A 13,273-nucleotide genomic window follows, 5' to 3' on the forward strand; every position below is an offset into this window, starting at 1 on the left:
TCCTGTGTCGGGCGGGCTGTGTTGCGGCAGCCCGTGCGATGAGAGTCGGACAAGCCTAGAGCCTTTCCCTTCCGGATTGAAGCAGTTCCGTCCAAAGGCCTTCCGATTGAGGGTCAGGGGAGGGTCCCGCCCTGGTCTTGCACGGGATCATCCTCACGCATCGAGAAGGCGCGGCCGAGGCTGAAGGCCAGCACATAGAGCGGAATGTTGAGCACCAGATTGACCATCGGCAGGTAGCTCGTCATCCCCCAGGCGGATGAGAAGAAGGGTTGGCCATAGCCATCGCAGATGAGCGAGGAACCATATTCCCACACCGCGCCGATGACAGCCGAGGCCAGGAAAAGCTTGATGCAGGTGAGAATGCGCTTCGCTCGCGCCGGCTCCGGCACAATGCGGTTCCAAAGCATCAGGCAAATGATCGGAATCGCATAGATCAGGTTCTGCAGGGCGAGCATCGGCAGCGTTGCGTTCGCCATGGCCAGGAACTGCGCCCGCCTTTCCAGGAGCGGGCAAACCTGGCTCGACGTCGTCGACAACAAGAAGAAGACGAACGGGCCCAGGCACCAGAAGAAGAACAGCGAAGGCCAGAAAACGACTGCAAGCAGCGCCCGGGCGGCCAGTGCGTTCAACTGGCCTGGTCCATGAACCGGGGGAACCAGCCCTCATGCGCGGCCCTCAGGTCGGCGACCGCTACTGCCCTGGCATCGCCGAGTTTCAGCGTGTTGCCGCCGGTCGAGCCGATCCACGGCGCGAAGATGCCGAGCTCGGCCTGTTGCTTGCGGATGGCATCCCACTCCTCGCCATGCGGATCGATCGACAGCGTCAGGAGATAGCGGCCCTGGTCCTCGCCGAACCAGACAGGAATCGGATCGGTGCCGACAAGCCCGGGCACGGTCGCGCCGATGCCGGATGCCATCGCCATTTCGGCCAGGGCGACGGCGATGCCGCCATCGGAAACGTCATGCGCCGCCGTGACGATGCCGGACGCGATCAGCGCGCGCACATGGTCGCCGACGCGCTTCTCGTGCGCGAGATCGACCGGCGGCGGCGGGCCGTCGCTGCGGCCGTGAATATCCCTGAAATAGACCGACTGGCCAAGATGCGTGCCCCAGGAGGCGGGCGCGCCGACCAGCAGGATCATCTGGCCTTCCGCGGCGAAGCCGATCCGTGTCATTTTCGACCAGTCCGTTATCAGGCCGACGCCGCCGATGGTCGGTGTCGGCAGGATGCCCTGGCCGTTGGTTTCGTTGTAGAGCGAGACGTTGCCCGACACGATCGGGAAGCCGAGCGCCCGGCATGCGTCGCCAATGCCTTTCACCGCGCCGACCAACTGGCCCATGATCTCCGGCCGTTCGGGATTGCCGAAATTGAGATTGTCGGTGGCGGCAAGCGGCAGCGCGCCGGTGGCGGTCAGGTTGCGCCAGCATTCGGCCACCGCCTGTTTGCCACCCTCATAGGGGTCGGCCTCGCAATAGCGCGGCGTCACGTCGGAGGAGAAGGCCAGCGCCTTGGTCGGATGGCCCTCGACCCTCACCACACCTGCGTCGCCGCCGGGAAGCTGCAGCGAATTGCCTTGGATCAGCGTGTCGTACTGTTCCCAGACCCAGCGGCGCGAAGACAGGTCCGGCCCGCCAAGCAGCTTCAGTAGCGCATCGGCAAGGTCGGCCTGCGGGATATCGCTGGCGGCAAGCGGCACCGGCTTCTTCGGCTCGACCCAGGGCCGGTCGTATTCCGGCGCCTTGTCGCCAAGATCCTTGATCGGCAGATTGGCGACCTCGTCGCCCTGGTGCCGCACGCGGAAGCGCAGATCGTCGGTGGTCTTGCCGACGATGGCGAAGTCGAGGCCCCATTTGTGGAAGATCGCCTCGGCTTCCTTCTCTTTCTCGGGGCGCAGCACCATCAGCATGCGCTCCTGGCTCTCCGAAAGCATCATCTCGTAGGCGCTCATGCGCTCCTCGCGCACCGGCACCTTGTCGAGGTCGAGCTCGATGCCGAGGTCGCCCTTGGCGCCCATTTCGACAGCCGAACAGGTGAGGCCGGCCGCGCCCATGTCCTGTATGGCGATGACGGCGCCAGAGGCCATCAATTCGAGGCAGGCTTCCAGCAGGCATTTCTCGGTAAAGGGGTCGCCGACCTGCACGGTCGGCCGCTTCTCGTCGATCTTGTCGTCGAACTCGGCCGAGGCCATGGTCGCGCCGCCGACGCCGTCGCGCCCGGTCTTGGCGCCGAGATAGACGACCGGCAGGCCGACGCCCTTGGCCTCGGACAGGAAGATGGCATTGGTCTTGGCCAGCCCCGCGGCGAAGGCGTTGACCAGGATGTTGCCGTTGTAGCGGGCGTCGAAATTGACCTCGCCGCCAACCGTCGGCACGCCGAAGGAGTTGCCGTAGCCGCCGACGCCGGCGACCACGCCGGCGACGAGATGCCGGGTCTTGGGATGGTCGGGCGCGCCGAAGCGCAGTGCGTTCATCGCCGCAATCGGCCGCGCGCCCATGGTGAAGACATCGCGCAAAATGCCGCCGACACCTGTCGCTGCCCCCTGATAGGGCTCGATGAAGGACGGATGGTTGTGGCTTTCCATCTTGAAGACGACGCAGTCGCCGTCGCCGATGTCGACCACGCCGGCATTCTCGCCCGGTCCCTGGATGACTTGCGGACCCGTGGTGGGCAGCGTGCGCAGCCACTTCTTCGAGGATTTGTAGGAGCAGTGCTCGTTCCACATCGCCGAGAAGATGCCGAGTTCGGTAAAGCTCGGTTCGCGTCCGACGAGGTCGAGGATGCGCTGGTATTCGTCGGGCTTCAGCCCGTGTGAGGCAATGAGTTCCGGGGTGATCGGCACGGAATTGGAAATGGTCATGGGCGGTGATTTATGTCCATGGAGCAGGGATTTTGAGTCTCCTCTTATCGCAAGCTTCGCGGGCGATACACCCGTCGGCCGAGGAAAAAGGCAGAAAGCAACAGAGGATGCCCTCGATGGGACGCGGCATGCGTTTGCGCGAAGCCGGACGGAACGCCGCGATGTCCCAGCCGTTAGGGTCCTATCACCCAGGAGACAGGCTCATGACCACCAAGAATGGCAAGAACGACAAACACCTCACGGAGAAGGAGGCTCTCCATATGGCGGAGACTACCGATGTCTCGCCCCGGCAGGCCAAGGAACTGGCCAAGGAGCACGGCAAGGACAAGGCCAAAAAGGAAGCCCGCAATTTCAAAGCCGAGGGCTGATCGGATTCCGCTTCTAGCAACCGTTTTGCAGCCAGCTTCAAAGCCAGGTGTGGGCGGCCGGCCCGCGAACGGCTCAGGAAAAACTGTCGTAGCCGGCGCGTCCTTCGTCCAGCAGCCGTCTGATCACCGCTACGCCGCCGGTGATGTCGTCGCGCCGCCTTGGCTGCGAAACACCGAAGCGCACGCCATGGAAAACCCGCTCCGAGCGTCCCGCCTTGAACTCGTCTTCATCGTCGATAAGCACGCCGTGCTCAAGGCAGGCATTCTTGAACGTGCCCGAAAGCCAGGGATCGGGCAGCGTGAGCCAGACGAACGGCACCTTGTCGTGCGACTTGATTGAAAAGCCTGCAAGATTTGCGCGCACGATGGATATGCGCGCGCTGATCTCGGCAATGCTGCGCTTGCGGATTTCGCTGGCCTGACCAGAAACGACCAGCCGGGCATTCACCTCCGCCAGCAGGAATGGCATGCCGCCAGTCATCATCTTGTGGGCCACCCGGATACGGTGGCGATAGGCGGGCGGACAGGACAGCCAGCCGCCGCGCAATCCGGCGGCGACCGATTTGGACAGGCCTCCTGCGATGATGGTGCGTTCGGGCGCGAATTCCGCGAGCAGCGGCGTCGGATCATCGGTCAGGTGCCCGTAGAGATCGTCCTCGATGAGGATGACGTTGTACTCGCGAGCGATCCGCGCGATCGCCTCGCGGCGCCCCGTCGACAGGGTCACCAGGGTCGGATTCTGCGCCGTCGGCATCAAAAATATCATTCTGGGATGTTTTTGCGCGCAGACGCGCTCGAAATCCTGGGGATCGAGACCTTCATCGTCCGATGCGACCAGCGCCGTGCGTCGGCCGATCAGGCTGGCACTCCGGGATATCTGCGAATAGGTGAGGTGCTCGAAGGCGACATAGTCGCCGGGCGCTGTAAGGGCCGCGATCGCGGCCATCACCGCCGCATGGGTCCCCAGGGTTGGTACGATTGTATCGGTCGCTGGCCGGAAGGAATTCCGGGACAGCCATCGCGCGCCGGCTTCGTACCAGCGATCCGGGAAGTCACGTGTGTAGCTCGAGATCTCGTGTGGATGATCTTGCGCGGCGCGCGACAGGACATCGGCAACAATGGCACCCTGGCCAATGTCGGGAGCTGCCGTGCTGTCGAAGCGCAGCTTGTCCTTGGGCGCATCGACATAGCGCGTGCCTTCGACACTGACGTCGGGGATCTCCGGCTTTGCAACGCCGGTGTCTTCGCCAAGTACGTAGGTTCCACGCCCGACCTCGCCGCTCACCAGTCCGCGCTCGCGCAGCAACTGATAGGCCCGCCCGACCGTGCCAACCGTGGCGCCGATGTCGTAGGCAAGGTCGCGCTGCGGCGGCAGCTTTGCCCCCGCGCCGATCACGCCGCGGTCGATATCCGCCTCGATGGAGTCCGCGAGGCGCTGATACAGCGGACCTGAACCGGCGAGATTTGGAATCCAATTTGTCATGGTGACAATTTTCTATATTGCACCGTTCAAGGAGTCAATACATATCAACCCTGCGCAAAAACGGTGCAATTGACAAATCTGGCAGAAAGAAAATGGGTACAATCGGAACATTCCGCCACTCGGCGAGCGATTTGCTTGCCCAGCCTGCTCGCCCGTCCGGCCGGCGTGGCTTTGCCGGCCGCCTTGTGCAGGTGGTCAGGTCGCTGGCGAAATGGATCGACCATCTGCTGGAACGCCGGCGCAGCCGGCTGGCATTGCTGGAGATGACCGACGATCAGCTCAAGGACATCGGCGTCTCGCGCTGCGACGCGCATCGCGAAGGCATAAGACCGCTCTGGGATTGACCGCGCCACCGTCTCGTTGTGACGGGCTATTTCCGCAGGCGGGCGACGCCATGGTCGACGAGCACTGCGACGACGCACAGCAGAAGAAACAGGCCGGTCGTGGCCAGCGCCGCAACAGCAACGCTGGCCGCGCCGTTCTGCGCCACGTCTAGAAACGGGTAGGGGACTTCGCCCGCGATCGGTGCGCGCACCAGCACATAGGCCAGATAGACGACGGGATAGACAACCCACCGGGAGATGTCGCTCCATCTCGTTCTACCATCGGCGCCCGATACCACCCACCACAGCACGAACAGCGCCGGCGCAACATAGTGCAGCAGCACGTCGCAGAGCAGAAACAGGCCCTGCAACTGCACCAGCTTGGCGAGCACAGTGACATAGACGATCGACACCAGCGCAATCGAAACGGCGACCCCCGCCCGCATGCGCGATCCGGCAAAGGCCGGCAGCCAGGCATAGGTGCTGGGCGACAGCAGCGAGGTGTAGACCAGCACCGCGCCGATGTTGGTCAGGATGGTGAAGAAGCTGAAATAGAATACGATCGAACCGAGCAGGCCGCGACCCGCCGCCATCGACGCCGGAATGGTGATCGAGAACTGCAGAACCAGCGCTATCAGGCCGACAGCCAATCCCGCGATCTGCAGGAGCCGGCCCATCGCCGGCTCAGGCCGTGGCCGCGCAGGCCGGATTGCCCGCCTGCCAGCGCGCGATGTCAGAGCTGATGCGGGCGCCCAGCGGGTCGTTCATCAAGGGCCCGAAGACGTCGACACGGCTTGAATTGCCCTGCGCCTGCACGACCAGCAACGGCTTGCCGCCATAATGCTTGGCCGGCACCAGCAGGAAGCGTGGCGTGCCGCTGAACGAGTTCAACTCATTGGCCATCTGGTACTGCTTGAAGGCCGGGTCCTTGCTGGCGATCCAGCATTTGTGGGCTGAGATCGCTACCTGTTCCATGGCCAGCAGCGCCGCACTCTTGCCCGAAGGGACAGGCGTGCTCTTCGGGCTCGATTGGCACGAGGCCAGGGCAAGGCCCGACATGGCGATCAGGGCGACCGTCCTGTTCTTCATCAAGCGGCACCCATTTCGAGTTCGGACAGAAAGATCTTCAGGCCGTCGGTCATCTCGCCCCATACCCGCGACAAGGCGGGATGCTGCGAGGCGATCTGCTCATAGGCATCGAATTTGGGATAGGCGTCGATAAGGTCGTGCCGGCCCGTCATGGCGCGGAAATTGTTGAAGATGAACCGCGTCGGCGTCAGCCAGGCATCGGCGAAGCTGATGTCGCTGCCAAGCGCGAACGGACCTTGCGCCATGCGCGCCTCGATGGCCGCCAGCCCATGATGCAGACGGGCGAATTGGGCATCGATCTCGGCATTGTTGCGCTTCGGCACGAAATGCAACTCGAAGAGCTTCATCGTCGGTGTCAGTACATCGAGATCGACGATGCGGGCAAACATGCGCACCAGCGCACGGTCCTTGGAATCGGGCGGCAGCAGCGCCGGTTCCGGGAAGCGCTCCTCGAGATATTCGGCGATGACCACCGATTCGACGATCGTTTCGCCGGAGCCGGTGATCAACACCGGAATCCGGTTCATCGGCGAGATGGCGCGAAACTCCTCGGGGATCGGAAAGCCCGGCGGCGGCGCGATGATCTTGAGCGGCACGTCCTTGACATAGGCCAGCGCCCGCACGATCGACGAGTAAGGCGACAGCGGCCTCGAATAGAGTTTCATGACCGTGTCTCCCCGGAATTGTTATTTTGATTCACCGCAATTCTTAAAGCTGCGGTTGCAAACTTCAAGCGGCAATGCCGAGGGCGCCTTCGAACAGCGCCCGCCCGTCATTGCCGCCATGGGCTGCCTCGATCAGGTTCTCGGGATGCGGCATCAGCCCAAGCACATTGCCTCGTTCATTGATGATGCCGGCAATGTCGTTGATCGAGCCGTTCGGATTGGTGCCTTCGGCATAGCGGAACACCACCTGGCCTTCGCCTTCGAGCCGGGCAAGCGTGTCGGCATCGGCAAAGTAGTTGCCGTCATGATGCGCCACCGGAGAACGGATGATCTGGCCTGGCTGATAGCGGCGGGTGAACATGGTGTTGGCGTTGGCGATCTCGAGCTTGACCTGCCGGCAGACGAATTTCAGCGAGGTGTTGCGCATCAGGGCGCCGGGCAGCAGCCCGGCCTCGACCAGGATCTGGAAACCGTTGCAGACGCCGATGACCATGACGCCCTTGGCCGCCTTCTCGGCGACCGCCCGCATGACAGGCATGCGCGCGGCGATAGCGCCGCAACGCAGATAGTCGCCGAAGGAAAAGCCGCCGGGAATGGCGATCAGGTCGACATCGGGGATCTCCGTGTCGGTCTGCCAGACGGTGGCCGGCGCCTGCCCCGAAATCTTGGTCAGCGCGGCGATCATGTCGCGGTCGCGGTTGAGGCCAGGCAGGAGCACGACGGCGGATTTCATGTCAGGCGATCTCCACAGCGTAATTCTCGATCACCGTATTCGCCAGAAGCTTGTCGCACATGGCTTTCAGGTCGGTCTCGGCCTTGCCCTTGTCGGTTCCTGACAGCTCGACGTCGAACACCTTGCCCTGGCGCACCGCGCCGACGCCATCGAAGCCAAGCCCTGACAGGGCGTGTTCGATCGCCTTGCCTTGCGGGTCGAGCACGCCGTTCTTGAGGGTGACGGTAATGCGGGCCTTGATCACGCTGGAGATGCTCCTGTTCTAAATGTCGGGGCGCAGTCCGCTGTCAGTGCGGCTTGCCTTTGAGGCCGTCGGTCGAGGCGACAAGCACCGGACCGGTGGGGCGCGGCGGCTCGTTCTCGTTCATGATGCCGAGGCGGCGGGCGACTTCCTGGTAGGCCTCGACGAGGCCGCCCATGTCGCGGCGGAAACGGTCCTTGTCGAGCCTGTCCTGCGTCGCCACATCCCACAGACGGCAGGAGTCCGGCGAAATCTCGTCGGCCACGACGATGCGCATCATGTCGCCCTCGAACAGGCGGCCGCATTCGATCTTGAAGTCGACGAGCTGGATGCCGACGCCCATGAACAGGCCGGACATGAAGTCGTTGACGCGGATGGCCAGCGCCATGACGTCGTCGATCTCCTGCGGGCTTGCCCAGCCGAACGCCGTGATATGCTCTTCCGAAACCATAGGATCATCGAGCGCGTCGGCCTTGTAGTAGAATTCGATGATCGAGCGCGGCAGGACCGTGCCTTCCTCGATGCCGAGGCGTTTCGACAGCGAACCGGCGGCGACATTGCGCACCACCACTTCGAGCGGGATGATCTCGACTTCCTTGATCAGCTGCTCGCGCATGTTGAGCCGGCGGATGAAATGGGTCGGGATGCCCATGCGGTTCAAATGGTTGAAAATGTATTCGGAAATGCGGTTGTTGAGCACGCCCTTGCCGTCGATGACTTCGTGCTTCTTCTTGTTGAAGGCGGTCGCGTCGTCCTTGAAGAACTGGATCAGCGTACCCGGTTCGGGTCCCTCATAGAGGATCTTGGCCTTGCCTTCATAAATGCGGCGGCGATTTTTCATCTGATTTTTTCTCTGGATTTGCGGGCAGGCGGCAAGCAACCACTTCCTGTCCGTCCGCCTAAATTAGTGCGGCGACGGTAGCGTTCAATGCCGGGTCTATCCCAATCACACCGTTTGCTCAATCGGCAAATCCTTCCAATCAACCGCTTTCGGGACCGAAATGCCGCAGCGCAGCATTCGACGAAGCATATTGACCGGCTCGCGACCTTTTGGTTTGTGCTTCGGCAACACACATATCCACCGCCAACGAATCGGATTTGACCCGGAGGGACGCCATGAGCAGCATGAAAGACCGCGAAGAGGGCTTCGAGCGCAAATTCGCATTCGACGAGGAGCTTCGGTTCAAGGCCTCGGCGCGCCGCAACAAGGCGCTTGGCCTGTGGGCCGCCGAAAAGCTCGGAAAATCCGGCGCCGATGCCGACGCCTACGCCAAGGAAGTCGTTGTTTCCGACATCGAGGAAGCCGGCGACCATGACGTTTTCCGCAAGATTCGCCGGGATTTCGACGCCGCCGGCGTCGCCCAGTCCGATCACCAGATCCGCCGCACCATGGACGAATTGATGGCGCAGGCGATCGAGCAGATCAAGAACACCTGATCCGGCCGAGGCGACTGCGCAAGTGTGCCGTGATCTTGAAGTGTGCCGTGATCTTGCGACGAGCCTGCCACAGGAATGACTGGACCAATCGACCGCCCGGCTAGTCCGGGCGGTTTTTCTTTGCCTTTGCCTTGGTTTCCGGCTGAAACTGCGATCCTTAACAAGGAAAGAGATTAGATGTCGCTGAAGTCCCGCCTCGCCGCAGACGAAACGCTGGTCACCGCCTGGTCGGGCGTGCCGGACGCCCTGACCGTCGAGATTCTCGCCAAACAGGGCTTTGATGCGGTCACGCTCGACATGCAGCATGGCGGTCATCACGAGGACAGCGTGCTGCGCGGCCTTGTGCCCGTGCTTGCCGCCAGCAAGCCGGCACTGGTGCGCATCCCGGTCGGCCGCTTCGACATGGCGAGCCGGGCGCTGGATTTCGGCGCCGAGGCGGTCATCGCGCCGATGGTCAACTCGGTGGCGGACGCCAAGCTGTTCGCGGCGGCGATGAAATACCCGCCGCTCGGCGAGCGCTCCTGGGGTCCGACCTATGCCTTCCCCCGCCATGGCAAGGGCGACCACGCCGAATGGCTGCGCGACACCAATCAGCGCACCATGGCTTTTGCGATGGTCGAGACGCGCGCCGCGCTCGATGCGCTCGACGGCATCCTCGACACAGCAGGCATCGACGGTATTTTCCTCGGCCCGTCCGATTTCTCGATCGCCTGGACCAATGGCGCCACGGTCAGTTCCACGCTGGAAAGCATGATGGAGACGGTGGCCTCGGTCGCCGAGCGCACCCGCAAGGCCGGCAAGCATGCGGCGATCTATGTCGTCGAGCCGGCAATCGCGGGCCGCGTCGTGTCGATGGGCTACCGCCTGCTCGCCACGGGCTCCGAGCATGCGCTGATTTCACTGGGAGCAAAGACCTTGCTCAAAGGCATCAAGGATTCGATCGGATCCTGAGGCGCTCAGGCCTTCAGTTCGGTCAGGAACTTGGCGAAGGTCATCGATCCTTCGGGCCATGGCCCGAAGCCTGCGTCCTCATTGAGATGCCCGGTTTCGCCGGCATCGATGAACAGCGATCCCCAGGCGCCTGCAATGTCCTCGGCAACGTCGAAAGCGCAGAACGGATCGTTGCGGCTGGCGATCACGATCGACGGAAACGGCAGCGGTTCGCGCGAATAGGGGCCGAAGGTCATCAGATGCCTCGGCCTTATCTGCGGGTTGGCAACATCGGGCGGCGCCACGAAGAAGGCGCCGGCGACCGGCTTCTGAAACTGCGCAATGGCTTGCACGGCCGCGGCCACGCCCAGCGAGTGGGCGACGAGCACGACCGGTCGCTCGGCTTCGTTGACCGCCTTGGCCACGCTTGCCGTCCAGTCCTCGCGTACTGGCTTCGACCATTCGGCCTGCTCCACGCGCCGCGCCGTCGACAGTTTCGATTGCCAGCGGGTCTGCCAATGCTCCGGCCCGGAGTTGGTGTATCCCGGGATGATCAGAATATCTGCGTCTTTGACTTTCATGGCGCTGAGATAGCGAGCGCGATGGCCGCATGCAACCATGACCGACGCGCTCATGCTCGCAAATGGTGAACACGATGTTCGCTTTTCGCTGTCTTGTGTGAACGATCGCAATCGACGATCTGTCGTCGAGAGAAAACAGCCGTGAAGGACCGGGATTTTGGCGCTGACACGACGCACAATGATCGGCGGCACGGGACTCCTGGCTTTGGGAGTTTCATCAGGCATCGCCGCAACGGAGACAATGATGAGCGAATTGCCATTTGCCGCCACCACGCCGGTGAGCGTCGCCAGGGTCGGGCTGAAGGCGCGTGACGCCGAAGGCCTTGCCGCCTATTACCGCCGGGTTGTCGGCCTGCGGGAACTGAGCCGCGCCGACGGCGCGATCACGCTCGGCGCCGCCAACCGTCCCTTGCTGGTCATCGAGCCGGACGCCTCCGCCAAGCCGGACGATCCGCGCAGCGCCGGTCTCTTCCACACGGCTTTCCTGCTGCCCAGCCGCGCCGATCTCGGCCGCTGGATCAACCACGCCATATCGGACAAGATCGCCATCGACGGCGCTTCGGACCATCTCGTCAGCGAAGCGCTTTATTTGACGGATCCCGAGGGCAACGGCATCGAGATCTATGCCGACCGTCGCCCGCAGGACTGGAAATGGAACGGCGACAAGATCGCCATGGCGACCGAACGCATGAACATCCCGTCCGTCGTTGCCGAAGTGCCGGCCGGCGATGCGGGCTGGCAGGGCGCCCCGGAAAACAGCATTGTCGGCCATGTTCACCTGCGCGTCGGCAGGCCGGAAGAGGCGGAGGCTTGGTGGAACCAGGAATTCGGCTTCGACACGGTGGCCAAATATGGCAGCCAGGCGGTGTTCCTGTCGTCAGGCCATTACCACCACCACATCGGCGCCAATGCCTGGCAGAGCGCCGGCGCCGGCCGCCGCGATCCGGCCCGCTCGGGCCTTGCCTGGGTCGAGATGCGGTCCGACAATGTGACCGGCGAAGTCGTCCGCGAGGATCCGTGGGGCACGGTGATCAGGACCGTGCCTGGCAAGGCTTGAGCGGCGGTGCCACAGCTTCTTTCTGCCCGTTTACGGGAAGAAATGCCCGGCAGGGCAATGAGGGGCAGCCCCGAGTTGTGAAATTGTCGTGCATGGGTGCGATCGTCGCCGAAGTCAGCGCCGCCCTCATCCGCCCTTCGGGCACCTTCTCCCCGTATAGAGACGGGGAGAAGGAAAGATCAGGCCTCTCCGAACACCCGCCTGAAGATCGTATCGACATGCTTGGTGTGGTAGCCAAGGTCGAATTTCTCGCGGATTTCGGCTTCGGGCAGCGCTGCGGTCACTTCCTTGTCGGCCAAAAGTTCTTCAAGGAAATCAGCGCCTTGTTCCCACACCTTCATGGCGTTGCGCTGCACCAGCCGATAGGAATCCTCGCGCGACAGGCCGGCCTGCGTCAGCGCCAACATCACCCGCTGGGAATGCACCAGGCCACGGAATTTGTTCATGTTGTTCAGCATGTTATGGGGATAGACGACCAGCTTGTCGACGACGCTGGTCAGCCGCGACAGGGCGAAATCGAGCGTCACGGTGGCGTCCGGGCCGATCATGCGCTCGACCGAGGAGTGCGAGATGTCGCGCTCGTGCCAGAGCGCCACGTTCTCCATCGCCGGCAGCGCCATGGAGCGCACCATGCGGGCAAGGCCGGTTAGGTTTTCGGTCAGCACCGGATTGCGCTTGTGCGGCATGGCCGACGAGCCTTTCTGGCCCGGCGAGAAATACTCTTCCGCTTCCAGCACTTCGGTACGCTGCAGATGCCGGACTTCGATCGCCAGCCGCTCGATCGAGGAGGCAATGACGCCAAGCGTGGCGAAGAACATGGCGTGGCGATCGCGCGGTATGACCTGCGTCGATACCGGTTCGGGCGTCAGCCCGAGCTTTGCCGCCACATGCTCCTCGACGTAAGGCTCGATGTTGGCGAAAGTGCCGACCGCGCCTGAAATCGCACAGGTCGCGATATCCTCGCGCGCGTGCACCAGGCGCTCGCGGCAACGCGAGAATTCGGCATAGGCCTGCGCCAGCTTGATGCCGAAGGTGGTCGGCTCGGCATGAATGCCGTGGCTGCGGCCGATGGTGACGGTGTCCTTGTGCTCGAAGGCGCGGCGCTTGAGCGCGGCAAGCAACGCATCGATGTCGGCAAGCAGGATGTCGCTGGCGCGGGTGAGCTGCACCGCAAAGCAGGTGTCGAGCACGTCGGAAGACGTCATGCCCTGATGGATGAAGCGCGCGTCGGGGCCGACGAATTCGGCAAGGTGGGTCAGGAAGGCGATGACGTCATGCTTGGTGACACGCTCGATCGCATCGATCTTCTCCACCTCGAATTCCGCCGCGCCGCCCTTTTCCCAGATGGTCCTGGCCGCTTCCTTGGGGATCACGCCTAGTTCGGCCAGCGCGTCGCAGGCATGGGCCTCGATTTCGAACCAGATGCGAAACCGGGTTTCGGGCGACCAGATGGCGACCATTTCCGGCCGGGAATAGCGAGGGATCATCGGATCGTCCTGACGTATCGGA

General features: G+C 63.1%; 16 protein-coding genes. 5 read left to right on the plus strand and 11 right to left on the minus strand.

Translation table 11 applies throughout. The annotated features are described in order from the left end of the window. Positions 1–113 precede the first annotated feature (113 nt). Both FJ967_RS01555 and purL read right to left on the minus strand, forming a co-directional pair. Positions 114–629, minus strand: coding sequence for a hypothetical protein (locus FJ967_RS01555; RefSeq protein WP_140729956.1), 516 nt, complete (start codon positions 627–629; stop codon positions 114–116). Next, on the minus strand, positions 626–2,857 hold the full coding sequence (purL, locus tag FJ967_RS01560) for a phosphoribosylformylglycinamidine synthase subunit PurL (protein WP_140729957.1): 2,232 nt from the start codon (positions 2,855–2,857) through the stop codon (positions 626–628). The genes FJ967_RS01555 and purL overlap by 4 nt, the downstream gene beginning before the upstream one ends. Positions 2,858–3,060: 203 nt before the next feature. On the opposite strand from purL, the gene FJ967_RS33265 reads away from it, so the two are divergent. Then, positions 3,061–3,225 (plus strand): hypothetical protein, encoded by a 165-nt coding sequence (locus FJ967_RS33265; protein ID WP_181175635.1) that lies wholly within the window; start codon positions 3,061–3,063, stop codon positions 3,223–3,225. 73 nt (positions 3,226–3,298) lie between these two features. On the opposite strand, the gene FJ967_RS01565 is transcribed toward FJ967_RS33265, so the two are convergent. Beyond that, entirely contained in the window at positions 3,299–4,708 is a 1,410-nt protein-coding gene (locus FJ967_RS01565; protein ID WP_140729958.1) for a PLP-dependent aminotransferase family protein, read from the minus strand. A 92-nt stretch (positions 4,709–4,800) separates the two neighbouring features. On the opposite strand from FJ967_RS01565, the gene FJ967_RS01570 reads away from it, so the two are divergent. After that, positions 4,801–5,052, plus strand: a complete 252-nt coding sequence (locus FJ967_RS01570) for a DUF1127 domain-containing protein (RefSeq protein ID WP_140729959.1) — start codon at positions 4,801–4,803, stop codon at positions 5,050–5,052. Positions 5,053–5,078: 26 nt separating this feature from the next. Here the strand turns inward: FJ967_RS01570 and FJ967_RS01575 are convergent, their stop codons facing one another. The 6 genes from FJ967_RS01575 to purC all read right to left on the minus strand — a co-directional run bounded on the left by FJ967_RS01575 (position 5,079) and on the right by purC (position 8,600). After that, a complete protein-coding gene (locus FJ967_RS01575; protein ID WP_140729960.1) occupies positions 5,079–5,708 on the minus strand; it encodes a Pr6Pr family membrane protein in 630 nt (209 codons plus the stop codon). Between the two features lie 7 nt (positions 5,709–5,715). After that, positions 5,716–6,120 (minus strand): hypothetical protein, encoded by a 405-nt coding sequence (locus FJ967_RS01580; RefSeq protein ID WP_181175636.1) that lies wholly within the window; start codon positions 6,118–6,120, stop codon positions 5,716–5,718. Then, entirely contained in the window at positions 6,120–6,785 is a 666-nt protein-coding gene (locus FJ967_RS01585; protein ID WP_140729962.1) for a glutathione S-transferase family protein, read from the minus strand. The genes FJ967_RS01580 and FJ967_RS01585 overlap by 1 nt, the downstream gene beginning before the upstream one ends. A gap of 64 nt (positions 6,786–6,849) precedes the next feature. Next, on the minus strand, positions 6,850–7,518 hold the full coding sequence (gene purQ / locus FJ967_RS01590) for a phosphoribosylformylglycinamidine synthase subunit PurQ (protein WP_140729963.1): 669 nt from the start codon (positions 7,516–7,518) through the stop codon (positions 6,850–6,852). Position 7,519: 1 nt separating this feature from the next. Then, positions 7,520–7,762, minus strand: a complete 243-nt coding sequence (gene purS / locus FJ967_RS01595; protein WP_140729964.1) for a phosphoribosylformylglycinamidine synthase subunit PurS — start codon at positions 7,760–7,762, stop codon at positions 7,520–7,522. 43 nt (positions 7,763–7,805) lie between these two features. Then, complete coding sequence (gene purC / locus FJ967_RS01600; protein WP_140729965.1) at positions 7,806–8,600, minus strand: phosphoribosylaminoimidazolesuccinocarboxamide synthase; 795 nt, start codon at positions 8,598–8,600, stop codon at positions 7,806–7,808. 275 nt (positions 8,601–8,875) lie between these two features. On the opposite strand from purC, the gene FJ967_RS01605 reads away from it, so the two are divergent. After that, the gene (locus FJ967_RS01605) at positions 8,876–9,196 is read left to right on the plus strand and encodes a DUF1476 domain-containing protein (RefSeq protein WP_140609359.1); all 321 of its coding nucleotides are present in this window, start codon (positions 8,876–8,878) and stop codon (positions 9,194–9,196) included. A gap of 177 nt (positions 9,197–9,373) precedes the next feature. Beyond that, positions 9,374–10,147 (plus strand): HpcH/HpaI aldolase/citrate lyase family protein, encoded by a 774-nt coding sequence (locus FJ967_RS01610; RefSeq protein WP_140729966.1) that lies wholly within the window; start codon positions 9,374–9,376, stop codon positions 10,145–10,147. Positions 10,148–10,152: 5 nt separating this feature from the next. Here the strand turns inward: FJ967_RS01610 and FJ967_RS01615 are convergent, their stop codons facing one another. Further along, positions 10,153–10,707 (minus strand): alpha/beta hydrolase, encoded by a 555-nt coding sequence (locus tag FJ967_RS01615; protein ID WP_140730336.1) that lies wholly within the window; start codon positions 10,705–10,707, stop codon positions 10,153–10,155. 244 nt (positions 10,708–10,951) lie between these two features. Here FJ967_RS01615 and FJ967_RS01620 point away from each other — a divergent pair, with 244 nt between their 5' ends. Then, positions 10,952–11,764, plus strand: coding sequence for a VOC family protein (locus tag FJ967_RS01620; protein WP_140729967.1), 813 nt, complete (start codon positions 10,952–10,954; stop codon positions 11,762–11,764). A 179-nt stretch (positions 11,765–11,943) separates the two neighbouring features. Here FJ967_RS01620 and purB read toward each other — a convergent pair whose 3' ends face one another. Continuing rightward, entirely contained in the window at positions 11,944–13,251 is a 1,308-nt protein-coding gene (gene purB / locus FJ967_RS01625) for an adenylosuccinate lyase (protein WP_140729968.1), read from the minus strand. Positions 13,252–13,273 lie beyond the last annotated feature (22 nt).

The organism is Mesorhizobium sp. B2-3-4 (assembly GCF_006442315.1).
Taxonomy (GTDB): Bacteria; Pseudomonadota; Alphaproteobacteria; order Rhizobiales; family Rhizobiaceae; genus Mesorhizobium.

Excerpts from the sequence above, each read along its gene's own strand:
- FJ967_RS01580 (WP_181175636.1), bottom strand. The coding sequence starts at position 6,120 with ATGAAGAACAGGACGGTCGCCCTGATCGCCATGTCGGGCCTTGCCCTG.
- FJ967_RS01585 (WP_140729962.1), bottom strand. The coding sequence starts at position 6,785 with ATGAAACTCTATTCGAGGCCGCTGTCGCCTTACTCGTCGATCGTGCGG.
- FJ967_RS01615 (WP_140730336.1), bottom strand. The coding sequence starts at position 10,707 with ATGAAAGTCAAAGACGCAGATATTCTGATCATCCCGGGATACACCAAC.
- FJ967_RS01565 (WP_140729958.1), bottom strand. The coding sequence starts at position 4,708 with ATGACAAATTGGATTCCAAATCTCGCCGGTTCAGGTCCGCTGTATCAG.
- purQ (WP_140729963.1), bottom strand. The coding sequence starts at position 7,518 with ATGAAATCCGCCGTCGTGCTCCTGCCTGGCCTCAACCGCGACCGCGAC.
- purB (WP_140729968.1), bottom strand. The coding sequence starts at position 13,251 with ATGATCCCTCGCTATTCCCGGCCGGAAATGGTCGCCATCTGGTCGCCC.
- FJ967_RS01605 (WP_140609359.1), top strand. The coding sequence starts at position 8,876 with ATGAGCAGCATGAAAGACCGCGAAGAGGGCTTCGAGCGCAAATTCGCA.
- purC (WP_140729965.1), bottom strand. The coding sequence starts at position 8,600 with ATGAAAAATCGCCGCCGCATTTATGAAGGCAAGGCCAAGATCCTCTAT.
- FJ967_RS33265 (WP_181175635.1), top strand. The coding sequence starts at position 3,061 with ATGACCACCAAGAATGGCAAGAACGACAAACACCTCACGGAGAAGGAG.
- FJ967_RS01620 (WP_140729967.1), top strand. The coding sequence starts at position 10,952 with ATGAGCGAATTGCCATTTGCCGCCACCACGCCGGTGAGCGTCGCCAGG.
- purL (WP_140729957.1), bottom strand. The coding sequence starts at position 2,857 with ATGACCATTTCCAATTCCGTGCCGATCACCCCGGAACTCATTGCCTCA.
- FJ967_RS01570 (WP_140729959.1), top strand. The coding sequence starts at position 4,801 with ATGGGTACAATCGGAACATTCCGCCACTCGGCGAGCGATTTGCTTGCC.
- FJ967_RS01575 (WP_140729960.1), bottom strand. The coding sequence starts at position 5,708 with ATGGGCCGGCTCCTGCAGATCGCGGGATTGGCTGTCGGCCTGATAGCG.
- FJ967_RS01610 (WP_140729966.1), top strand. The coding sequence starts at position 9,374 with ATGTCGCTGAAGTCCCGCCTCGCCGCAGACGAAACGCTGGTCACCGCC.